The organism is Microbacterium flavescens, from assembly GCF_018588945.1.
Lineage (GTDB): Bacteria > Actinomycetota > Actinomycetes > Actinomycetales > Microbacteriaceae > Microbacterium > Microbacterium flavescens.
On record NZ_JAFIWA010000007.1, the window covers coordinates 136,426 to 157,055 of the forward strand.

Here is a 20,630-nt window from a genome sequence, read left to right on the forward strand (position 1 = left end):
GCGTCACCTCAGCGCGGTGCGGCTGGTCGCAGTCGACTCGATCGCGACCCCGTCAGGTACGAACAGGGTGAGGACGGGGGGACGCCACGTCGCCGCGACCGTGACCCGCGCCGAGAGGCCGTCGGGGGTGTCGGCCGAGACGAGGGCCGCACCCTGTCCCACCTCGTCGACCATCGCCTGAGCCTGGTCGCGGACATGCGCCGACGTCAGCTCGGCGACCGGCTCGCCGTGTTCGACCGAGAGCACGAAGCCGTCCGCGGCGGCGAGGGCCGCGGCATCCGCCAGCGAGTCCAATCGCTTTTGCGCGAGATAGAGGCTCGTCGCATCTGCGCACAGCAGGATCGCCACGAGTGCGAGCGCGCCGTAGCCGAGAGTCAGCAGCAGCACGCTCCCCTCATCATCCGGAGATCCTGACGCAGGCCCCCGCCGCAGCTTCATCGCGTGCCCCAGAAGCGCGAGACCTTCTGTGCGGCCGACGCTTCGACCGGGATGCTCGCGAGCCGGTCGAGCCCGAGGACGGCAGGCACCAGCGGGAGAGCGACACGCGTGCGCAGCGTCACGACGAGCGTCGCTCCCGCACGCGGGCACTCCCCACCGGCCGGGCGGCAGTCGAACGCCACGTCGAGCGCCGCGGGGTCGAGGCCGTACTCGGTGGCGATGGCCGTAAGGACGAGATCCGCGCGTCGCGACGCGTCGGCGCGATCGGTCGCCGTCGCGACCGAGCGGGCGACGTGACGCGCCCCCGCCTCGGCACCCAGCGACTGGCTTTGAACGAGTCCGAGCGCGCCGACGAGGTAGACGAGCGGAACGAGCAGCAGCAGGCCGACGAGGATGAACTCGAGAGCGGCGGAGCCCCGTTCGCGGTCGTCAGCCGGTAGGGCTAGGTCGTCAATCGAAGGACTCGACCGGGGCACGGGCCGTCACCTCCATCGTCTGCGGTGCGCCGAGCAGACCGACCAGCGGGAGCACCGCGCGTACCGTCACCTCCACGGCGGGGTGGCCCGACGTGTCCGTTTCCCGCACGGCGACGTCGGCGGCGTACTCCTGCCCGACCGTGCGAGAGACGATCTCGCGCGTGCGCCGCGCCCCGTCGTCGAGCGACGTGTCGGCGAGCGCAGCGTGGTACGCGCCCTCGACGGCCGCGTCGTGCACGACGTTGCGCACATAGACGGCCAGTCCGAACTGCAGGACGCCCAGGGTGAGGACGGTGAGCAGCGCTCCGACGAGCACGAACTCGACGGGGCTGGATCCGGCGTCGTCGAGCGGAGGACGGACGCGCACGGGCTAGAAGCCGGAGACCCGCGAGATCGCCTGCTCGAACAGGCCGGCGAGCGCGGGTCCGGCGAGTGCCCAGATGACGACGACCAGTCCGGCGGTCATGAGCGTGATGAGCACCCAGCCGGGCACGTCGCCCCGCTCGTCCTCGGCGAAGTCGACGAGGGAGGCTCGGAGCCGCGCCGTCAGGCGCTGGAGGTGGTGGCGGATCATTTCTCTCCTTCGAGGGGGGTGAGTGGAAGATGGGTCAGCCGAGGCCGAGCCGGAGCATGAACACTCCCGGGAACACGGCGAACAGGACGCTGAGCGGGAGGATGAGGAACACGAGGGGGACGAGCATGTAGATCTCTTTGCGCCCGGCGCGCTCGATGAGATCGCGCTTGGCGTCTTCGCGCGCGTCGAGCGCCTGAGCGTGGAGCACCTGGGCCAGGGGCGCACCGCGATCGATCGCGGCGACGAGCTGGTCGACGGAGCGCGAGAGCGCCGGGATCTGCAGGCCGTCCGACATCTTGGCCAGGGCTTCCGGAAGCGGGGACCCGGTGCCGACCGCCACCACGGCGCCGCGAAGCTCCGCGGTCAGCTCGCCGGCTCCCACTGCGCTCACCCGGCGGAGCGAGTCGAGAATCCCCTCCCCCGCGGAAAGGCACAGCGCCACGAACTCGAGCACGGTGGGCAGCTCTTCGCGGATGCGTCCGACCCGCGACTTCGCCGCGTGGGAGAGCCACGCGTCGCACCCGAGCATCCCCCCGACGGCGAACAGGGGCGGCAGCAGGACGAGCGACGGCGAGCCGCGCCCGAGGAGGACGACCGCGACCACGATCAGACCTCCGGCGGCGAGGCCCGCGACCGACCATGCCAGCTGACGGCCTCTGAAGGCCGAGGCATCCATCGCCCAGCCTGCCTGGTGGAGCCGTCGCGCGAGCGCGGCGTCACCGCCGAGGAAACGTGCGAAGCGCTGCCGCAGCGCGTCCCAGGCCAGGGCGGGCGCCGGAGCCGCGAACGCGACGCCCACGCCGCGCGGGTCGGTCACGTCGCGGATGTACGGCGCGATCCGCCGCGCGAGGCTCGGCGCCCCGAACCGCGGCGCGAGCGACAGCAGCAGGCAGGCGCCGACGCCGAGCGCCGTGCCCAGCACGATCGAGAACGCGAGATCGTCGGTGGGGAGAATGCTCACCCGAACCACCTCCGCGGCTCGGGGAGGCGCCCGAGCCGGATCATCACGCGGAAGGCGACGAACGACACCGCCGCTCCGGCCAGGATGAGCGCGACGCCCTCGGTACTGGCGTAGGCCTCGGCTCCTTCGGGCCGCATCGCGAGCAGCGACAGGATCACCCACGGCGCGGCGACCCCCAGCACGGCGGCACCGCGGATCCACGACTGGCGCGACTCGACCTCAGCGCGCAGGGCGGTGTCAGCCCGCACCGACGCGGCGAGCGCGCGCAGCACGGGGGTGAGCTCCGTCCCGCCCACCTGCCGCGCCATGCGCAGCGTCTCCAGGATGCGATCGCCGACCGGATCGGCGAGCGCGACCTTCAGTCGCTGCGCGCTGGAATCGAAGTGACCGGATGCCGCGACATCGCGTGCGAACCCCGCGAATGCGGGCCGAAGCTCGGCGGGGGCGGACTGCGAGAGGCTGGCGACGGCGTCGGGGAGCGACATCCCGGCACGGACCGACGCGATGAGAAGGTCGCACACGTCCGGCCACAGCCCGCGCCGCACCCGCACGAGCCGAGAGCGCCGGGCGCGCAGCCACGCGAAGGGGGCGATGCCGCAGGCGACGGCCGCGACGAGGCTCAGTGTCGGCACCTGCGCGATGAGCCAGGACGCAGCGGCGCCGACCGCCGCCGCGCACACGGCCACGACGATCACCGAACCGGGCGACACGCGCGCGAGCCCCGCCGCCTCGAGGAGCCGCGCCAGACTCCCGGACGACGCCGCGGCAGTCCGCTCCTCTCGCAGCGGCCAGAGCCAGGGCGACAGCGCGAGCAGGGTGCCGGCGGCGAGCACGGCGCCCCAGACGAACGTCATGCGTCCTCGCTCCGGTAGAGCGTGCGCGCCGCGATGACGCCCGACTCGACGCCGACGGGCTCGACGATCTCGGCGACACGGCGCCGGCCGGCGGCATCCCGCTCGCAATGCACGACGAGATCGACGGATGCCGCGACCGCCGGCAGCACGAAGGCGGCGTCGATGTTGCGGCCGGCCAGCAGCGGCAGAGCGGCGAGCTTGCCCAGCGCCTCTCGTGCCGAGTTGGCGTGGATCGTCGCAGCGCCGGGCACGCCGGTGTTGAGCGCGAGCACGAGGTCGAGCGCCTCGGCATCGCGCACCTCGCCCACCACCAGGCGGTCGGGTCGCATGCGCAGCGCCTCCTTCACCAGGCGCCGCAGGCTCACCTCGCCGGTGCCCTCGAGGCTCGGCTGGCGGCCCTGGAGCGCCACGAGGTCGGTCGCGGCGACGGCGAGCTCGAAGGTCTCCTCCACGGTGACGATGCGGTGCTCGGGCGGGCAGGCCGCGATGAGGGCGCCGAGGAGCGTCGTCTTGCCCGCATGGGTGGCACCCGACACCAGCACCGAGGCGCCGCGGCCCATCGCTGATCGCAGCAGGTCCGCCCCGTGCGGGGCGAGTGAGCCCGCAGCGACGAGCCGGTCGAGATCGCGGAAGGCCGGCAGGAACTTGCGGACATTCACCGCCCAGTGCCGCCGGGTGATGTCGGGGATCACCACGTGCAGGCGGGAGCCGTCGGGCAGGGAGGCGTCGACGAAGGGCTGGCTGAGATCGACGCGGCGACCCGAGGATTGCAGCATCCGCTCCACGAGGTCTCGCACGGCGGAGTCGGTCAGCGTGAGCGGCGTTCGCTCGGGCACCCCGCCGCGAGCGACGAAGATGCGGTCGGGAGCGTTGATCCACAGCTCTTCGACGGAGGGGTCGTCGAGATAGGGCTGCAGCGGACCGTACCCCGCGACGGCGGCGAGCACCTCCCGCACGCAGGCCGACTCATCGTCAACCGGTGCGAGCCCTCGAGCGAGCGCGAAGTCGTTGTGACGACGCACCTCGGTGCGGGCGATGTGCGCCGCGAACTCCGGGTCTTTCGAGGGGTCGGCCCGCTCGGCCCGGAGTCGTTCGCGCACTCGCTCTGCGACGAGCGTCGTCGTGGGCGGGGCAGTGGGCGAAGGCACCACTGCATCCTCGCAAGGGAGGAAAACGACATTCCGAAGTTATCCACAGGTGCGCGGCGCGGCCATGCGAGGCAGGATGGACAGCACAACGGAAGGAGCCGCGAATGGGCACCACGAAGACGGAGATCTCCCCGGGCGGCCGGGCGGCCCTGGGCGTGCTGGGGCTCGTGCAGGCGGTGTTCGCGTTCCTCGCGTTCTGGGACCTCGCGCATCGCGACGCCGAGGAGGTGCGGGGCCCGAAGCCGGTGTGGATCCCGGCGATCCTGGTCAACTGGATCGGTCCGGCGAGCTACTTCCTCTTCGGAATCCGTCGCTGACCCCGACCGGAGAACCGGGGGTTTCCCCCACAGCCGCCGTCCAGCCCCCTCAGTAGACTGATCCTGCTCGCGGGAGTGGTGGAATTGGCAGACACGCAGGATTTAGGTTCCTGTGCCTCCGGGCGTGTGGGTTCAAGTCCCACCTTCCGCACGCAGCTGCTTCGCTGACCCGCGCTGCCGCGCCGCCGACCTCAACGACCGACGGGAACCCCACATCGTGCACGCCGTCCCCACCGCTCTCATCCCCTGGCTCGATCCTGCCGCGATCATCGAATGGGCCGGCCCCTGGGCGCTCGTGGTGGTGTGCTTCATCGTCTTCGCCGAGACGGGCCTGCTCATCGGCTTCCTGCTGCCGGGCGACACGCTCCTGGTCATCGCCGGCCTGCTCTCGCACCCGCAGGACTACGCACCGAACGGCGTCTTCGGCCTGAGCGTCTGGTGGGTCGCGCTGCTGATCGGACTCTCCGCCTTCGTCGGCGGCGAAGTCGGGTACTACATCGGCCACAAGGGCGGACCCTCGGTCTTCGAGAAGAAGGAGTCGGGGCTTTTCAGCGTCAAGAACGTCGAGCGCACGAACGCCTTCTTCGAGCGCTTCGGCGGACTCACGATCATCCTCGCGCGCTTCGTGCCGATCGTGCGCACGTTCGCGCCCGTCGCCGCCGGCGTCGGCCACATGAACAAGTGGAAGTACACGCTCTACAACTTCATCGGAGCGGTGATCTGGGGCTTCGGGCTGACGATGTTCGGCTACCTCATCGGCTTCATCCCGCCGGTCGCCGACTTCGTCGAGAACTACATCGACCTCATCCTGCTCGCGGCCGTGGGTGGCACCGCCATCGTGACGCTGTGGCACTACTTCCGCGAGCGCAGCAAGGCCAAGAAGGCCGCCGCCGCCGGTGAGGACGTCGTCACCGACCACCAGGAGGCCGAGGCTCTCGTGCTCGACAACGACGTGTTCGACCGCGGTCCCGAGCACGAGTCGCCGCGGGACTGATCGGACTCGCCCGTCAGGAGGCCTTAGCGGTCTTCTTCGCCGCCGGCTTCTTGGCGGCGGGCTTCTTGGCGGCCGGCTTCTTCGCGTCGCTCTTCGGCGCCGATTTCTTCGCCGCGGGCTTCTTCGCGGGGGCGTCGTCTTTCTTCGCGGATTTCGCGCCGCCGCCACGTGCTGCCCGCGACTTCTCGACGCTCGCGCGCAGCGCCTCCATGAGGTCGATGACCTCTCCCCCGGTGTCCTCCTCCTCGTGGTCGCCGAAGGTCTCGGAGGTGTCGAGCGCGTCGCCCTGCTCGAGCTTCGCGTCGATGAGGATGCGCAGCTCCTGCTGGTACTCGTCGGTGAACTCCGACGGATCGAAGTCGCTCGCGAAGCTCTCGACGAGGGATGCCGACAGCTCGAGCTCCTTCGCCGAGATCCGCACCGTCTCGTCCAGCGCCGGGAAGGCGGCCTCGCGTACCTCGTCCGCCCACAGGAGCGTCTGCAGCACGAGCACGTCACCGCGCACGCGCAGCGCCGCCAGCCGGGTCTTCTGGCGCAGCGAGAACCGCACGATCGCCGTGCGGTCCGTCTGCTCGAGGGTCTTGCGCAGCAGCACATAGGCCTTGGGCGAGGCGCTGTCAGGCTCGAGGTAGTACGCCTTGTCGAGGGTGAGCAGGTCGACCTGATCGCTCGGCACGAACTCCACGACGTCGATCTCTCGGCTCTTCTCGGCAGGGAGCGCCGCGAAGTCCTCCTTGGTGAGCACGACCGTCTTGTCGCCGTCGTCGTAGGCCTTGTCGATGTCCTGGTAGGGCACGACCTCACCGTCGATCTCGCACACGCGCTGGTAGCGGATGCGACCGCCGTCCTTGTTGTGCACCTGATGCAGCGACACGTCGTGGTCCTCGGTCGCCGAATACACCTTGACCGGCACATTGACCAGACCGAAGGTCAGCGCGCCCTTCCAGATCGCCCTCATCCCACCAGTGAACACCGGTCACACCCGCCACGGCTAGCCCATATGCGGGTGTTGACATGTCGCGGCTACCCTGAACGCATGCCCCGCGCAGAGCAGACGGTCTCGATCGGCGGCCGGAGACTGCGCGTCACGAACCTCGACAAGGTGCTGTACCCCGAGACCGGGACCACCAAGGGCGAGGTCATCGACTACTACACGCGCATCGCGCCGCTGCTGATCCCGCACGTCGTCGGCCGGCCGGTGACCCGGAAGCGGTGGCCCGAAGGGGTGGGCACCGACGACGATCCCGGCATGGTGTTCTTCGCGAAGGACCTGGAGCGCGGCGCACCCTCCTGGGTGAGGCGGATGCCGATCCCCCACTCCACGGGCACCAAGAACTATCCGCTGGTCGGCGACGTGCCGACCCTCGTCTACCTCGCGCAGGTGGCGAGTCTCGAGCTGCATGTGCCGCAGTGGCGATTCGCGCCCGACGGCGAACGCGGCTTCGCCGACCGGCTCGTCCTCGACCTCGACCCCGGGCCCGGCGCCGGCCTGCCGGAGTGCGCGATCGTGGCGGGCTGGGCACGCGGCATCCTGTCGGGAATGGGACTCGAGCCCTACCCGGTGACCAGCGGCAGCAAGGGAATCCACCTGTACACGGCGCTCCCCGAAGGCCAGACGACCGAGCAGGCCTCGATCATCGCCAAGGAGCTCGCGCGCGCGATCGAGGCCGACCACCCCGACCTCGTCGTCAGCTCGATGAAGAAGACCGAGCGCCCCGGCAAGGTGCTGATCGACTGGAGCCAGAACAACGGCGCCAAGACGACGATCGCGCCGTACTCGCTGCGCGGCCGCACCCACCCGACGGTCGCCGCTCCCCGCACCTGGGACGAGCTCGAAGACCCGGACCTGCGCCACCTGCTGTTCGAGGAGGTGCTCGAGCGCATGGAGGAGCTCGGCGACCCGATGGACGCGCTCGGCTTCCACGCCGGCGGTCGCGAGGCGGAGGCAGGACCCCTCTCGGCGTACATCTCCAAGCGCAGCGCGTCGCGCACGCCCGAGCCGGTTCCGGGGAATCCCCTGGGCGCCATCCCGCACGGCGAGAAGCCCATCTTCGTCATCCAGGAGCATCACGCGACGGCGCTGCACTGGGACTTCCGCCTCGAGCACGACGGCGTCCTCGTCAGCTGGGCGGTGCCTCGCGGCGTGCCGCACTCGTACAAGCGGAACAACCTCGCGATCATGACCGAGGACCACCCGATGGAGTACGCGACGTTCGAGGGCACGATCCCCGCCGGCGAGTACGGCGGCGGCTCGGTCACGATCTGGGACGACGGCCGCTACGACCTCGAGAAGTGGCGCGACGACGAGGTGATCGCGACGCTCGAGGGCCGTCCGGGCGGGCCGCTCGGGCGCGTGCGCCTCGCGCTCATCCGCACGGAGGGCGAGGGCGAGAAGTCGAGCTGGCTGCTGCATCGGATGAAGACGGATGCCGCGGGCCGCGCTCAGCCGGACGGCATCCCCGTCGAACCCAGCCCGCAGGCCGACGAGCGCCCGCCGGCACCCCGCCCCTCGACGACCGCGTCCTCCGCCCCGACGGCGCCGGCCGCGATGCTCGCGACGAACTCCACGCCCGCGATGGCACGGCAGGCGGCGGCTCGCTGGGGAGGCGACGCGTGGGTCGAGGGCAAGTGGGACGGCATCCGCGCCGTCGGCGTGTGGGACGGCGCACGGCTGCGGCTCTACGCCCGCAGCGGCAACGACATCACGCACCGCTACCCCGAGCTGACCGACGTCGACGCCGGCTTCGGCGATGCACCCGCGATCGTGGACGGCGAGCTCGTCGCGCTCGAGCCTGACGGCAGACCCAGCTTCCCGCTCCTGCAGGGGCGCATGAACCTGGAGCGTCCCGCCGAGATCACCCGCGAGTCGCGTAGGGCACCGGTGCGCTACTACCTCTTCGACGTCCTGTCCGCCGACGGCGATGACGTCACGGAGCAGCCGCTGCGCGCCCGCCGTCGCATCCTCGAGGATCTCGCCGCCGACGCCATCCGGCTGATCACCGTCCCGCCGGTCTTCGACGACGTCGACGCCGCGCTCGAGGCGAGCAGCACGCTGCGCCTCGAGGGGATCGTCGTGAAGGACCCGCGCTCGCGCTACACGGGTGGCGTCCGCTCCGAATCGTGGCTGAAGGTCAAGCACACGAGCACGCAGGAGGTCGTGATCGCCGGCATCCGGCCCGGGAAGGGCGGACGCAGCGGCACCTTCGGGTCGCTCCTGCTCGGCATCCCCGGACCGGACGGTCTCCGGTACGCCGGTCGTGTCGGCACGGGGTTCAGCGACAGCATGCTCACCCAGCTGCTCCGCACGCTGACGCCGCTGCGCACCGGTGAGAATCCCCTGGTCGGCGTGCCTCCGCTCGACGCGCGGGACGCCCTCTGGGTCCGCCCCGAGCTCGTCGGCGAGGTCGAGTACGGCGAGTTCACCCCGGCCGGCATCCTGCGCCATCCGCGCTGGCGGGGTCTCCGGCCCGACAAGAGTCCCGACGAGGTGCGACGCGAAGACCGCCCCTAGGCGTGCGCGTCGTGCTCGATGTGCCCGGCCGGCTCGAGCTGGAAGGTCGAGTGCTCGACGTCGAAATGCTCCGAAAGGCAGGACTGGAGGGAGCTCAGGATGCCGGAGGCCCGCCCGTCCCGCATCGCGGCGTCGTCGACCACCACGTGGGCGCTGAACACGGGTGCCCCGCGCGTGAGCTGCCACACGTGCACGTCGTGCACGTCGACCACCCCCGAGGTGGCGAGGATGTGGTCGCGGATGTCGCGCACGTGCGTTCCCGCCGGAGCGGACTCCGCCAGCACCGACACGACCTCGCGCAGCAGGCCGATCGCACGCGGGATGATCATGGCGGCGATGACGAGCGAGGCGAGCGCATCCGCCTGAACCCAGCCCGTGGTCACGATGACGATCGCGGCGATGATCACCATGGCGGACCCGATGAGGTCGCCGAGCACTTCCAGGTAGGCGCCCCGCACGTTGATGCTGCGGCGCTGAGCGGAGCTGAGGAGCCACATCGCGACCGCGTTGGCGATGAGGCCGGCGACGGCGACCGCCAGCATGAGTCCGCCGGCAACTTCCACCTCGCCCGGGTCGAGCAGGCGCTTGACGCCCTCTACGGCCACCCACACCGACAGCACGATGAGGATGGCGCCGTTGACGAGGGCGCCGAAGACCTCGGCGCGCTGGTAGCCGAAGGTGCGCCGGTCGTTCGCCGGCCGCGCCGCCACGCTCGTCGCCACGAGCGCGATGACCAGGGCCGCGGCATCCGTGAACATGTGCGCCGCGTCGGCCAGGAGCGCGAGGGATCCCGACAGCGCCGCGCCGACCACCTGCACCACCATCACGAGACTCGTGATCGCGAGCGAGATCGCCAGCAGCCGGCGGTTGCTCGCCCCGCGGATGCCGCCCTGCGGGGCGCTCGCGTGATCGTGCATGCGCCCAGGCTAAGCCCGGGCGCAGAGCCTCATGCGCCGATCCGCCCAGTCGGGAATGATCGTGATTCTCACTCCCGCGAGCGCCTCAGAGCTGCTCGAGCAGCGGCGCGAGCTCGGCGAAGGCGCGGGCGCGGTGCGACGAGCGGTTCTTCTCGAGCGAAGACCATTCGCCGACGGTGCGCTCGCTGCCCGGCTCCTGGCCGTCCGGGATGAAGATCGGGTCGTAGCCGAATCCGCCCTCGCCCGACGCCGCCGCAGCCAAGCGGCCCGGCCAGCGTCCTTCGACGACCTGCTCGCTCGAGGCATCCCCCGGCACCACGAGCGCGATCGTCGACACGAACTGCGCCGTGCGGTGCGGATCGGCGATGTCGGAGAGCTGGTCGAGCAGCAGCGCGAGATTGGCCGAGGCGTCCTTCGCGTGCCCTGCCCAGTACGCCGAGAACACGCCCGGCGCACCGCCCAGCACGTCGACGCAGATGCCGGAGTCGTCGGCGAGGGCGGGAAGACCCGTGTGCTCGGCGGCGGCACGGGCCTTGATGAGGGCATTCTCAGCGAAGGTCACACCGTCCTCGGCGGGCTCGGGGCCGTCGTAGGCGACCACCTGCAGGTCGGGCCGGGTGTCGGCGACGATCGCCTGGAACTCCTCGACCTTGTGGCGGTTGTGGGTCGCGAGCACGATCTGGCGGAGCGGCTGCGCATCCGCGGCGGCGTCGGCCACGGCATCCGCCATCTCCTCCGGCAGTGCGGTCATGTCAGGACTCCGCGCCGGCCTCGAGCGCGGCGAGCTGGTGGCCGCGCAGCGACGCGCATCCGGCCACGCCGAGCTCGAGGAGGGCGTCGAGCTCTCGCTTGTCGAAGGGCGCGCCCTCCGCCGTGCCCTGCACCTCGACGAACAGGCCGCGGCCGGTGACGACGACGTTCATGTCGGTCTCGGCGCGCACGTCCTCGACGTAGGCGAGGTCGAGCATGGGCTCGCCGTCGATGATCCCGACCGACACCGCTGCGACCGAGTCGACGAGCACCTGCGACCGCTGCGCGATGAACTTCTTGGCGCGACCCCACTCGATCGCGTCGGCCAGCGCGACGTAGGCGCCGGTGATCGCCGCGGTGCGCGTACCCCCGTCGGCCTGCAGCACGTCGCAGTCGATGACGATGGTGTTCTCGCCGAGCGCCTTGGTGTCGACGACCGCGCGCAGGGCCCGGCCGATCAGGCGGGAGATCTCGTGCGTCCGCCCGCCGATGCGGCCCTTCACGCTCTCGCGGTCGTTGCGGCTGTTGGTCGCGCGCGGCAGCATCGCGTACTCCGCGGTCACCCACCCCTTGCCCTTGCCGGTCAGCCAGCGTGGAACGCCGTTGGTGAACGACGCCGTGCACAGCACCTTGGTGCCGCCGAACGAGATGAGCGCCGAGCCCTCGGCATTCGCGCTCCAGCCGCGTTCGATCGTGATGGGTCGCAGCTGGTCGACGGCGCGGCCGTCGGCGCGGACGACGTCGGCGGCGTCCTGATCCTGTGGAAGGGTCATCGGGTCTCTCCTCGGGTGGGGCGGTGGGTCAGTTCGGGCGGTGCGGGAGCTCGATGGCGCCGGTCTGCACGAGCTGGACCTCGCGCACCTCACGGCCCATGAGCCGGTGGGCGAGGTCGAGGAAGTCGTCGGCCGACGCGCCGGTGGCCTCGTAGACGTGGCGAGGCGAGGCATCCGGCCCCGCGAGGAGATCACGCGACACCAGCTGCCGGTAGACGTCCTTGGCCGTCTCGGTATCGCTCGAGACGAGCGAGACGTCGGGTCCCATGACGTAGCTGATCGCGCCCTCGAGGAAGGGGTAGTGCGTGCAGCCGAGCACGAGCGTGTCGACCCCGGCGTGCCGCAGCGGCGCGAGGTAGTTCTCCGCCGTCGCGAGCACCTCGGGCGAGTCTGTCACGCCCGCTTCGACGAATTCCACGAACCGCGGGCAGGCCTCGGCGAACACGGTCAGGCGCTCGTTGACCTCGAGCATGTCCTGGTACGCCCGCGAGCCGATCGTCCCCTCGGTGCCGATCACGCCGATGCGGCCGTTGCGCGTGGTCGACATCGCGGTGCGCACCGCGGGGCCGATCACCTCGACGACCGGCACGTCGTAGCGCTCGCGGGCATCGCGCAGCATCGCGGCAGACGCCGTGTTGCACGCGATCACCAGCATCTTCACGCCCTCGTCGACGAGTGTGTCGAGGATCTCGAGCGAGTAGCGCCGCACGTCGGCGATCGGCTTCGGCCCGTACGGCGAGTGGGCCGTGTCGCCGATGTAGAGGAGCGACTCGCGCGGCAGCAGCGCCGACACGGCTCGCGCCACGGTGAGTCCGCCGACACCGGAGTCGAAGATTCCGATGGGCGCATCCTTCACGATGATCCAGCCTACGCCAGGCGGTCAGTAGGCTGACCCGCATGACCGCCTCCCGCAGCACGGCGCTTCACACCGACCGCTACGAACTCACCATGCTGGACGCGGCGCTGCGCGACGGCACCGCCGACCGCCGGTGCGTCTTCGAGCTGTTCGGCCGACGGCTGTCCGCCGGCCGGCGCTTCGGCGTCGTGGCCGGCACCGGGCGGCTGCTGAGCCTCATTCGCGACTTCCGCTTCGCCGAAGAGGAGCTGCGATTCCTCCGCGACGAGCGGGTGGTGGATGCCTCGACCCTCGACTTCCTCGAGGGCTACCGGTTCACCGGCTCGATCACCGGCTATCGCGAGGGCGAGCTCTACTTCCCGGGGTCTCCGATCCTCACCGTCGAGGGGACCTTCGCCGAGGCGGTCGTGCTGGAGACCCTTGCACTGAGCGTCCTCAACCACGACTCCGCCGTCGCGACGGCCGCCGCCCGCATGAGCGTCGCGGCGGGCGACCGTCCCCTCTCGGAGATGGGCTCGCGCCGCGCCGGCGAGGCCTCGGCGGTCGCGGCCGCGCGCGCCGCCTACATAGCCGGATTCGGCGCGACCTCGAACCTCGAGGCGGGCCGCACGTGGGGCATTCCGACCATGGGAACCGCCGCCCACGCGTGGACGCTGCTGCACGACACCGAGGAGGAGGCGTTCCGCTCCCAGGTGGAGGCCCTCGGCACCGACACGACGCTGCTCGTCGACACGTACGACACCCGGGAGGGCGTCGCGACGGCGGTGCGCGTCGCCGGTACGGAGCTCGGCGGCGTCCGCATCGACTCCGGCGACCTGCCGCTCGTCGCGGCCGACGTGCGTGCGCAGCTCGACGAGCTCGGAGCGACGGGCACCCGCATCACCGTGACGAGCGACCTCGACGAGTACGCGATCGCGGCCCTCGCGGCATCCCCCGTCGACTCCTACGGCGTGGGCACCTCGGTCGTCACCGGATCGGGCACCCCCACCGCCGGCATGGTGTACAAGCTCGTCGCACGTCAGGACTCGGCCGGCGGATGGGTTGCCGTGGCGAAGGCCTCGGCCGACAAGTCGTCGAGGGGCGGGCGGAAGGCCGCGTTCCGCACCCTCGACCGCGGCACCGCCACCAGCGAGCTCATCGTCGTGTCGGACGGGTTCGAGGAGGTCGCGACGGCGTCATCCCACCCCGACGCCCGCGCTCTGCAGGTGACCCTCGTCGAGGATGGCGAGCCGGATGCCGCGTATGAGGGCCACGCGGGTGTGGAGGCGGCGCGCGAGCATCACGCCTTCGCGCGCGAGGAGCTCCCCGTGCGCGGGCTCGCGCTCAGCAAGTCCGACCCGGCGATCCCGACCGTGTACGCGGATGCCGGCTGACTCAGCTCACTTCGCGAGTGACTCGTAGATCTCTTTGCAGGTGGGGCACACCGGGAACTTCTCAGGGTCGCGCCCGGGCGTCCACTTCTTGCCGCACAGCGCCCGCACCGGCTTGCCGGTGATCGCGGACTCGAGGATCTTGTCCTTCTTCACGTAGTGCGAGAAGCGCTCGTGGTCTCCGGGCTCGATGTTCTCTTCGCGGATGAGCTCTTCGAGCTCTCGGTCGAGGGTGGCCAGACCGCCCTGGTCCGGGCCTTCGAGAGGGGTGCTCATGGTCAGCGAGTCTATCGCGGTGCGCCCGCGTCGGGACCGGCTCAGGTCGACTCGGCGAACTCCATGAGCCGCCCGCCCCGACGCGAGAACACCATCGATCCCGCCGTCACGCCGATGATGAGCACGCCGAGTCCGGCCGCCAGACCCGCCCACAGGGCCGGCGTCGCGGCATCGATGTCGTCGGTGAGGGCGATCCACCCGCACCACAGCGCGGGCAGGCTCGCCACGACGGCGCCGAGCATGACGAGGCTCTGCGAGACGGCCCCCGACGAGCCGGTGCGCTGCGGCTGCTGGAACGGGCTCTCCCCCGGGCGCGAGACGGCGTACGGCGCGACGACGGAGGACACGCTCGACAGCCCGAGCCCCGCGAAGAAGAGTGCGGCGCAGACTCCGACCATGGCGGGCAGGAGTGCCCACCGGTCGTGGATGGCGATCACCACGGGGATCGCGACGGCGAGCAGCGGGATGCCGACGAGCAGCACCGGCACGAGGCGTCCGAGCCGGTCGGAGATGCCGCGCATCCCGCTGGCGATGTGCATCCACACCGCCGTGGAGTCGTACGCGACATCATTGTGCGGAAGCCAGCCGAGCAGCAGCGCGGCGAACGGCACCGGCACAAGGATCGCGAGCTCGAGCGGAACCCCGGCGACGACGAGGGGGACGACCGTCGCCGCCGCGGCCACCGGGATGACGAGCATGTTGACGATGTAGCGGCGATCGCGGAACCAGTACAGGAGGCTGCGTGCGGCGACAGCGCCTCCGGGGGTGCCGGGAGCGACGGCGAACCAGCCCAGGCCGGCGCGCTCGCGGCTCGTCACGGGTCGCTCTGTCGTGGTGAGCAGTCGCTTCACGACCCACGCCCAGAGCAGGCCCAGGACGGCGAGCGTCGCCGCCGCGATCAGCAGCGACAGCCACGCACCGTCCAAGCCGCTGCCGACGAGCCCCGGGAAGGCCCACGCCGCCCCGATGGGCGTCAACGCCAGGGCGTGAACGGCCTCGGTGAGCTGAGTCGGGACGTCCCCGCGCCACTCCAGGGAGGCGAGGAACACGCCCACCGGCACGACCACGACGACGATGACGAGCAGGAACAGACCGGACAGCTCGCGCGACCGCCGCTCGCGCAGGTGTAGGGCGGCGAGCGCCATGCACACCCGTGCGAGGAGCGCGCACGTCAGGACGCCGAGGACGACGCTCGCCGCCGCTGCCGGCCACGCCACTCCGTGCTCAATCCAGACGATCGCCGCGCAGATCGCGATCGCGAGGAGGGCGAGGACGGGCACGCTCACCAGGCCTACGGCGGCGAGCACCAGCGCCAGCCGGCCACGGTGGACCGCCAGCAGCGCGAACCGTCGCGGATCCAGGGGGTCCTCCACCGCGCCGATGAGCGGAGCCAGGCCGAATCCCAGCGTCACGCCGGATCCGCCCAGCACGATCACGGCCAGGGCGACATCGGCATCGCCATCCCGCAGCGTCAGCAGCGCCCAGCATGCGGCCGCCGTCGCTCCCACGAGCAGCAGGACGCCGAAGACGACACGTGCCGCGTGGGCGCGACCGCCGCGAAGGGTGCCGACGAGGAGTGCGAGCCTCAGTCGGAGAACGTGTGCAGCCACTCGAGGCCCTCCACGTCGCTGAGCCCGCCGGCCAGCTCGATGAACCGCTGCTCGAGGCTGAGCTCGCCGCGCACCTCGGCCACCGTGCCTTCGGCGAGGACCTGCCCGGCGACGATGACGGCGACGCGCGAGCACACGCGCTCGACCAGCTCCATGCCGTGGCTGGAGAGGATCACCGTGCCGCCGTGGGCGACGTAGGTGGAGAGGATGTCGAGGATGATCGCACTCGAGACCGGATCGACGGCCTCGAACGGCTCATCGAGGACCAGCAGCCGCGGCGAGTGGATGAGGGCGCCCGCGAGCATGACCTTCTTGACCATGCCTGCGGAGTAGTCCGACACGACGCGTCCGAGCGCGTCGGTCAGGTCGAACGCACGGGCGAGGTCTGCCGTGCGGCTCTCGACCACCGCCGGCGACAGCCCGCGCAGGACGCCGTAGTAGTACAGCAGCTGACGGCCGGTGAGCCGATCGAAGGTGCGGAGGCGATCGGGCAGCACGCCCATGACGCGCTTCGCGCCGAGCGGGTCGGACGCGGCATCCACTCCCCCCACCTGGATCGAGCCGCGGTCGGGCTCGAGCAGACCGGCGATCAGGGACAGCGTCGTCGTCTTGCCGGCTCCGTTGGGGCCCACCACGCCGTAGAAGGTGCCGGTGGGGACGGTGAGGTCGATCCCGTCGACCGCGAGGGTGTCGCCGAACCGCTTGGAGACGCCGCGCAGCACGAGCACGTCGCCCGCCGTCGCCGGGGCGGTGAGCACCGGCGGGACTTCAGGTTCGAGCTCGGGCCTGGGCTCCGGTGCGGGCTCGGGCTCTGGCTCCGGCTCGCTTTCGACTTCCGGCTGAGGCAGCGGCGGCTTCGGCGGAATGAGGATGTCCGCCTCTGCCAGGTCGGAGAGCTCGGCGGGCGGACTCGGCGGCGCGGGCGCCTCGGGCGCGGCCTCCTCGACGGTGTCGACCTCCGCGGCGTCGGCCTGGGGCTCCGCCTTCGCGGGGCGCGCGGGGCGCTTGCCCTTCGCCGTCTTCTTCCGCGGCGGCGTGCGCTCGACGGACGGAGCCTGGGGCCCCGACGGCAGCGACACGATCGGCGCGCTGTCGTGACCGTCCGGCTCTTCCGGATCGATGTCGTTCGGCACCGGGAGGGAGGCTGTCACCGATCCAAGGTATCAAGCGGCCGCGGGAGAGGGGGCACCGTGTGACGCCGAGTCTCGTTGACGCCGTTTTGTCACGAATCGACAACGGCACCCCGCTGTTCTGCCCGTTCTCAGGTGCCATCGCTACCATGGACCCGGCACGAAGGGGTGTCGAGTCGGTGAACCGACAGTGAATCTCACACTTCAGGAGCAGACCTTTGACCCTTCAGACCGTCATTCTCGCAGCCGGAATGGGCTCGCGGCTCGGCCGCAGCCTTCCCAAGCCGCTGACCGAGCTCAGCGACGGCCGCAGCATCATGCAGCAGCAGCACGACAACATCCGCGCGGCGTTCGGCGCCGAGGCGAAGATCACCACCGTCGTGGGCTACCGTGCCGAGACCATCGTCGAGGCGTTCCCGTCGGCCGACTACGTCTACAACGACCGCTACGACCAGACCAACACCTCCAAGAGCCTCCTGCGCGCCCTCTCGACGACGGGCAAGGGCGGAGTGCTGTGGATGAACGGCGACGTCGTCTTCGATCCCATGGTGCTGGGCCGCGCGATCGAGCTCATCGAGCGCGACCAGTCGTTCGTGACCGTCAACACCTCGAAGGTCAGTGACGAAGAGGTCAAGTACACCGTCACCGCCGCGGGCTTCATCAAGGAGCTCTCGAAGACCGTCGAGGGCGGCATCGGCGAAGCGGTCGGCATCAACTACATCTCGAGCGGCGACAAGAAGGCGTTCATCCGCCAGCTGACGCGGGTCGACGACCAGGACTACTTCGAGCGCGGGCTCGAGCTCGCGATCGCCGAGGACGGCGTCCTCCTCCAGCCGCTCGACATCTCCGACCTGTACGCCGTCGAGGTCGACTTCGCCGAAGACCTCGAGCGCGCCAACCTCTACGTCTGACGCTGCCTGCGCGACCTGTCAACCCGCAGGTCGCGCTCGGTTGCGGCGCATAGGATCGGCCCGATGACCGACAAGGTGCACAGGATCCACTCCCTGCCCGGCGACGCTCCCTGGCAGGGCGGTCTGCCGCCTGTCGGCTCGGACGAGCACCCGCGCACGATCCGTGCGCTCGATCGCGTGCTCGGGATCCAGCGTCCCGTGGTGCTCGCGCACCTGCGCAGCATCCGCCTGCGCCACCCGGATGCCGGCGCCCCCGAGATCGTGCGCATCCTCGAGCGCCGCTACCTCGCGGCGGTGACGACCGGCGGGGCCGCCGTGGGGGCGACCGCCGTCGTCCCGGGCATCGGGACCAGCGTCACGCTCGCGCTGAGCGGCGTCGAGACCGTGGCGTTCCTCGAGGCGACCGCGCTCTTCGCGCAGTCGGTGGCCGAGGTGCACGGCATCCCGGTCGCCGATCCCGACCGCGCCCGCGCGCTCGTCCTGACGCTCATGCTCGGCAAGGAGGGCGTGGACCTCGTGTCGCAGCTCGCCGGCCAGGCGATGGGTCGTGGCCCGTCGCGCGACCGGTACTGGGGCGAGATGATCACCAAGACGCTCCCCCGTGCGGCGATGGGCCCGCTCGTCGACCGGCTCAAGACGACCTTCATCCACCAGTTCGCCGTCCGCGGCGGTGCGTCGTGGATCGGCAAGGCGCTTCCGTTCGGCATCGGCGCAGCCATCGGAGGCACCGGCAACCACATCCTCGGCCGGCGCGTACTCGTCAACTCCCGCCGCGCGTTCGGCGAGCCGCCCGCCATCCTGCCCCCCGAACTCGAGCCCAAGGAGGGGGCGATCCGCCTCGAGCGGGCCGCCAGCCGCACGATCCGCCACGCGGGCGAGGCGATCGTGAGCGGCGCCAAGCGCCTCCGCCCCGGATCCCGCAAGGCCCCGCCGGCGAGCAAGGGCGATCCGGAGGACCTCGCCGACGACTGACGGCGCGACCCCCGCGGGTGTATCAGGCGTCCCCTCGCCGCCCTCGACCTGGTGACACAGCGCCCGTGGGAGTACTCTCACCGCGGGAGAGGGGACGTGGCCCATGGCGTCCGCAGAAGACCGCCGGCACCTGCCGAAGGAGTTCCGCGCGGTCGAGCCCGAGGCCGACCTCGAGCCCGATCCGGCCAAGCCGATGCCCCGCGGCGAGGAGTCGCCGTCGGGCGAACCGGCGCCGCCGCCGACCGCGCCGACCGCAACGACGCCCGCGTTCGCGCTCCCCGACATGCCGACCACCGTGTCGCTCGTGACGGACTCGGTCATCACGCGTCCGCTCGCCGAGCGGATGGCATCGGCTTCCGAGTCCGAGCCGATCGGGATCGTGATCGAGCTGCGCACGGACAGCGGAATCCCCCTCGACGACGCCGTGGCGGAGCTGCTCGGGCTCGTCAGCATCGCGGCGGGCGGACGGGATGCCTCGGCCTGGCGGACCGGCAGCTATGTGATGGCCGCCCTCACCCCGGCCGAGATCCACGCACTGGTGCGCATCGACGCCGACAAGGGATCGACGCCGCGTTCGAGCCGTCAGGAGGCCAAGTCGGCTCCGCGCAGCTTCATCAACCGCGTGTGGCCGAACTTCGAGGTGCGCGCCACCATCCACCGCTCGGTGATCACGACGAAGGCGGATGCCGCGGTCCGGTCGTTCGACGCGACCGGCGACGGCATCGTGTGGGCCGTGCTCGACACGGGCATCGACGCCCGCCACGCGCACTTCCGCACGTACGAAACGCTGTCGCTGCCCGAAGGACTCACCGCCCGCAGCTTCGTGCCGGGGACGACCGACGAGTCCGCGCTGCAGGATCCGAACGGCCACGGCACGCACGTCGCGGGGATCATCGCCGGCGGGCAGACGGCGTCTCCGCGCGGCAAGCGCATCGCGGCGGCGACCTGGTACCGCACGGCCGAGGGCGACACGGGCGTGGAGCGCGTCACGCTCGACCGCATCAGCGGGATGGCGCCGCAGGCCAAGATCCTGCCGATCAAGGTGCTGCGCGACGACCGCACCGGCGACCTCGCTTCGCTGCTCGAGGCGCTCGAATACCTTCAGGAGCTCAACCGCTGGGGTCGCGAGCTCAACGTGCACGGCGTGAACCTCTCGCTCGGCTACCCGTTCGACCCGTCGTGGTTCGCGACCGGGCTGTCGCCGGTGTGCCGCGAGGTCGACCGGCTCGTCGCGAACGGCGTCTGCGTCGTCGTGTCGGCCGGGAACACCGGCTACGGCGCCGCACGCGACACCGCCGGGCGCGAGATGCGGCTCGGCTTCGGCATGACGATCAACGATCCCGGCAACGCCGCCCGCGCCATCACGGTCGGGTCGACGTCGCTCAAGCCGTACTCCACCGGCGTGTCGTACTTCTCGTCGAAGGGTCCGACCGGCGACGGCCGCCTCAAGCCCGACCTGGTGGCCCCGGGCGAGCGGGTGGTGAGCGCCGGCGCCGGCGAGCTCCTCACCAAGGCGCGCGCGAACGTGCGTCTGAAGGCCGGGGAGAAGGCATCCGACATCACCTACGTCGAGGACTCGGGCACGTCGATGTCGGCGCCGCACGTCTCGGGAGTGGCCGCTGCCTTCCTGTCGGTGCACCGGGAGTTCATCGGCAAGCCCGACGAGCTCAAGCGCGTGCTGATGGACACGGCGAGCGACCTCGGCCGCGAGCGCACCTTCCAGGGGCACGGCCTCGTCGACGCGATGCGCGCGATCCAGAGCGTGTGAGAGCCCTGCCCTGCCCGATCAGAC

Annotated in this window: 22 protein-coding genes and 1 tRNA gene; 8 read left to right on the plus strand and 15 right to left on the minus strand. The window is 71.2% G+C overall.

What is annotated here, in order from left to right; translation table 11 throughout:
- Nucleotides 1-3 precede the first annotated feature (3 nt).
- Genes JX005_RS14200 through JX005_RS14230 form a run of 7 tightly spaced genes read right to left on the minus strand, consistent with a single transcriptional unit; the run spans nt 4 to nt 4,451 of the window.
- On the minus strand, nt 4-387 hold the full coding sequence (locus JX005_RS14200; protein ID WP_307858599.1) for a pilus assembly protein TadG-related protein: 384 nt from the start codon (nt 385-387) through the stop codon (nt 4-6).
- A 47-nt stretch (nt 388-434) separates the two neighbouring features.
- Nucleotides 435-914 (minus strand): TadE family protein, encoded by a 480-nt coding sequence (locus tag JX005_RS14205; RefSeq protein ID WP_307858600.1) that lies wholly within the window; start codon nt 912-914, stop codon nt 435-437.
- A complete protein-coding gene (locus tag JX005_RS14210; protein WP_214468245.1) occupies nt 889-1,281 on the minus strand; it encodes a TadE/TadG family type IV pilus assembly protein in 393 nt (130 codons plus the stop codon). The genes JX005_RS14205 and JX005_RS14210 overlap by 26 nt, the downstream gene beginning before the upstream one ends.
- 3 nt (nt 1,282-1,284) lie before the next feature.
- The gene (locus tag JX005_RS14215) at nt 1,285-1,488 is read right to left on the minus strand and encodes a hypothetical protein (RefSeq protein ID WP_214468246.1); all 204 of its coding nucleotides are present in this window, start codon (nt 1,486-1,488) and stop codon (nt 1,285-1,287) included.
- Between the two features lie 34 nt (nt 1,489-1,522).
- Complete coding sequence (locus JX005_RS14220) at nt 1,523-2,449, minus strand: type II secretion system F family protein (protein ID WP_307858601.1); 927 nt, start codon at nt 2,447-2,449, stop codon at nt 1,523-1,525.
- On the minus strand, nt 2,446-3,303 hold the full coding sequence (locus JX005_RS14225; protein ID WP_214468247.1) for a type II secretion system F family protein: 858 nt from the start codon (nt 3,301-3,303) through the stop codon (nt 2,446-2,448). The genes JX005_RS14220 and JX005_RS14225 overlap by 4 nt, the downstream gene beginning before the upstream one ends.
- Nucleotides 3,300-4,451 carry a TadA family conjugal transfer-associated ATPase gene (locus JX005_RS14230; RefSeq protein WP_214468248.1) on the minus strand — a complete coding sequence of 384 codons (1,152 nt, stop codon included), beginning with the start codon at nt 4,449-4,451 and terminating at the stop codon, nt 3,300-3,302. The genes JX005_RS14225 and JX005_RS14230 overlap by 4 nt, the downstream gene beginning before the upstream one ends.
- A gap of 104 nt (nt 4,452-4,555) precedes the next feature.
- On the opposite strand from JX005_RS14230, the gene JX005_RS14235 reads away from it, so the two are divergent.
- The 3 genes from JX005_RS14235 (at nt 4,556) to JX005_RS14245 (ending at nt 5,762) form a co-directional block, all read left to right on the plus strand.
- Nucleotides 4,556-4,768 carry a PLDc N-terminal domain-containing protein gene (locus JX005_RS14235; protein ID WP_214468249.1) on the plus strand — a complete coding sequence of 71 codons (213 nt, stop codon included), beginning with the start codon at nt 4,556-4,558 and terminating at the stop codon, nt 4,766-4,768.
- 69 nt (nt 4,769-4,837) lie between these two features.
- Nucleotides 4,838-4,919, plus strand: a tRNA-Leu gene (locus JX005_RS14240).
- Nucleotides 4,920-4,985: 66 nt separating this feature from the next.
- Nucleotides 4,986-5,762: a DedA family protein gene (locus JX005_RS14245; RefSeq protein WP_214468250.1), complete on the plus strand. Its 777-nt coding sequence runs from the start codon at nt 4,986-4,988 to the stop codon at nt 5,760-5,762.
- 13 nt (nt 5,763-5,775) lie between these two features.
- On the opposite strand, the gene ku is transcribed toward JX005_RS14245, so the two are convergent.
- Entirely contained in the window at nt 5,776-6,720 is a 945-nt protein-coding gene (gene ku / locus JX005_RS14250; protein WP_214468251.1) for a non-homologous end joining protein Ku, read from the minus strand.
- Nucleotides 6,721-6,798: 78 nt separating this feature from the next.
- Here ku and JX005_RS14255 point away from each other — a divergent pair, with 78 nt between their 5' ends.
- Nucleotides 6,799-9,273, plus strand: a complete 2,475-nt coding sequence (locus JX005_RS14255; protein WP_214468252.1) for an ATP-dependent DNA ligase — start codon at nt 6,799-6,801, stop codon at nt 9,271-9,273.
- Here JX005_RS14255 and JX005_RS14260 read toward each other — a convergent pair.
- From JX005_RS14260 to murI, 4 genes are all read right to left on the minus strand, one after another.
- Nucleotides 9,270-10,190: a cation diffusion facilitator family transporter gene (locus JX005_RS14260; protein WP_214468253.1), complete on the minus strand. Its 921-nt coding sequence runs from the start codon at nt 10,188-10,190 to the stop codon at nt 9,270-9,272. The genes JX005_RS14255 and JX005_RS14260 overlap by 4 nt on opposite strands.
- An 85-nt stretch (nt 10,191-10,275) precedes the next feature.
- On the minus strand, nt 10,276-10,920 hold the full coding sequence (gene rdgB / locus JX005_RS14265; protein ID WP_214468317.1) for an RdgB/HAM1 family non-canonical purine NTP pyrophosphatase: 645 nt from the start codon (nt 10,918-10,920) through the stop codon (nt 10,276-10,278).
- A 22-nt stretch (nt 10,921-10,942) separates the two neighbouring features.
- Entirely contained in the window at nt 10,943-11,713 is a 771-nt protein-coding gene (rph, locus tag JX005_RS14270) for a ribonuclease PH (protein WP_214468254.1), read from the minus strand.
- Between the two features lie 28 nt (nt 11,714-11,741).
- Nucleotides 11,742-12,569, minus strand: a complete 828-nt coding sequence (murI, locus tag JX005_RS14275; protein WP_214468255.1) for a glutamate racemase — start codon at nt 12,567-12,569, stop codon at nt 11,742-11,744.
- A 41-nt stretch (nt 12,570-12,610) separates the two neighbouring features.
- Here murI and JX005_RS14280 point away from each other — a divergent pair, with 41 nt between their 5' ends.
- A complete protein-coding gene (locus tag JX005_RS14280; RefSeq protein WP_214468256.1) occupies nt 12,611-13,942 on the plus strand; it encodes a nicotinate phosphoribosyltransferase in 1,332 nt (443 codons plus the stop codon).
- Nucleotides 13,943-13,948: 6 nt separating this feature from the next.
- Here the strand turns inward: JX005_RS14280 and JX005_RS14285 are convergent, their stop codons facing one another.
- From JX005_RS14285 to JX005_RS14295, 3 genes are read right to left on the minus strand one after another with little or no spacing between them, the layout of a single operon-like run.
- A complete protein-coding gene (locus JX005_RS14285) occupies nt 13,949-14,215 on the minus strand; it encodes a DUF3039 domain-containing protein (RefSeq protein WP_127474413.1) in 267 nt (88 codons plus the stop codon).
- A gap of 41 nt (nt 14,216-14,256) precedes the next feature.
- A complete protein-coding gene (locus tag JX005_RS14290) occupies nt 14,257-15,825 on the minus strand; it encodes a hypothetical protein (RefSeq protein WP_214468257.1) in 1,569 nt (522 codons plus the stop codon).
- Nucleotides 15,801-16,976: an ABC transporter ATP-binding protein gene (locus JX005_RS14295; protein WP_307858602.1), complete on the minus strand. Its 1,176-nt coding sequence runs from the start codon at nt 16,974-16,976 to the stop codon at nt 15,801-15,803. Before JX005_RS14295 ends, JX005_RS14290 begins: the two co-directional genes overlap by 25 nt.
- Nucleotides 16,977-17,173: 197 nt before the next feature.
- Here JX005_RS14295 and JX005_RS14300 point away from each other — a divergent pair, with 197 nt between their 5' ends.
- The 3 genes from JX005_RS14300 to JX005_RS14310 all read left to right on the plus strand — a co-directional run bounded on the left by JX005_RS14300 (nt 17,174) and on the right by JX005_RS14310 (nt 20,606).
- Nucleotides 17,174-17,866 (plus strand): phosphocholine cytidylyltransferase family protein, encoded by a 693-nt coding sequence (locus JX005_RS14300; protein ID WP_214468258.1) that lies wholly within the window; start codon nt 17,174-17,176, stop codon nt 17,864-17,866.
- A 63-nt stretch (nt 17,867-17,929) separates the two neighbouring features.
- On the plus strand, nt 17,930-18,838 hold the full coding sequence (locus JX005_RS14305; protein ID WP_214468259.1) for a hypothetical protein: 909 nt from the start codon (nt 17,930-17,932) through the stop codon (nt 18,836-18,838).
- A gap of 103 nt (nt 18,839-18,941) precedes the next feature.
- Complete coding sequence (locus tag JX005_RS14310) at nt 18,942-20,606, plus strand: S8 family peptidase (protein WP_214468260.1); 1,665 nt, start codon at nt 18,942-18,944, stop codon at nt 20,604-20,606.
- Nucleotides 20,607-20,630 lie beyond the last annotated feature (24 nt).

Excerpts from the sequence above, each read along its gene's own strand:
- JX005_RS14285 (WP_127474413.1), bottom strand. The coding sequence starts at position 14,215 with ATGAGCACCCCTCTCGAAGGCCCGGACCAGGGCGGTCTGGCCACCCTC.
- JX005_RS14305 (WP_214468259.1), top strand. The coding sequence starts at position 17,930 with ATGACCGACAAGGTGCACAGGATCCACTCCCTGCCCGGCGACGCTCCC.
- JX005_RS14260 (WP_214468253.1), bottom strand. The coding sequence starts at position 10,190 with ATGCACGATCACGCGAGCGCCCCGCAGGGCGGCATCCGCGGGGCGAGC.
- rdgB (WP_214468317.1), bottom strand. The coding sequence starts at position 10,920 with ATGGCGGATGCCGTGGCCGACGCCGCCGCGGATGCGCAGCCGCTCCGC.
- JX005_RS14280 (WP_214468256.1), top strand. The coding sequence starts at position 12,611 with ATGACCGCCTCCCGCAGCACGGCGCTTCACACCGACCGCTACGAACTC.
- ku (WP_214468251.1), bottom strand. The coding sequence starts at position 6,720 with ATGAGGGCGATCTGGAAGGGCGCGCTGACCTTCGGTCTGGTCAATGTG.
- JX005_RS14235 (WP_214468249.1), top strand. The coding sequence starts at position 4,556 with ATGGGCACCACGAAGACGGAGATCTCCCCGGGCGGCCGGGCGGCCCTG.
- JX005_RS14310 (WP_214468260.1), top strand. The coding sequence starts at position 18,942 with ATGGCGTCCGCAGAAGACCGCCGGCACCTGCCGAAGGAGTTCCGCGCG.
- rph (WP_214468254.1), bottom strand. The coding sequence starts at position 11,713 with ATGACCCTTCCACAGGATCAGGACGCCGCCGACGTCGTCCGCGCCGAC.
- JX005_RS14225 (WP_214468247.1), bottom strand. The coding sequence starts at position 3,303 with ATGACGTTCGTCTGGGGCGCCGTGCTCGCCGCCGGCACCCTGCTCGCG.
- JX005_RS14215 (WP_214468246.1), bottom strand. The coding sequence starts at position 1,488 with ATGATCCGCCACCACCTCCAGCGCCTGACGGCGCGGCTCCGAGCCTCC.
- JX005_RS14255 (WP_214468252.1), top strand. The coding sequence starts at position 6,799 with ATGCCCCGCGCAGAGCAGACGGTCTCGATCGGCGGCCGGAGACTGCGC.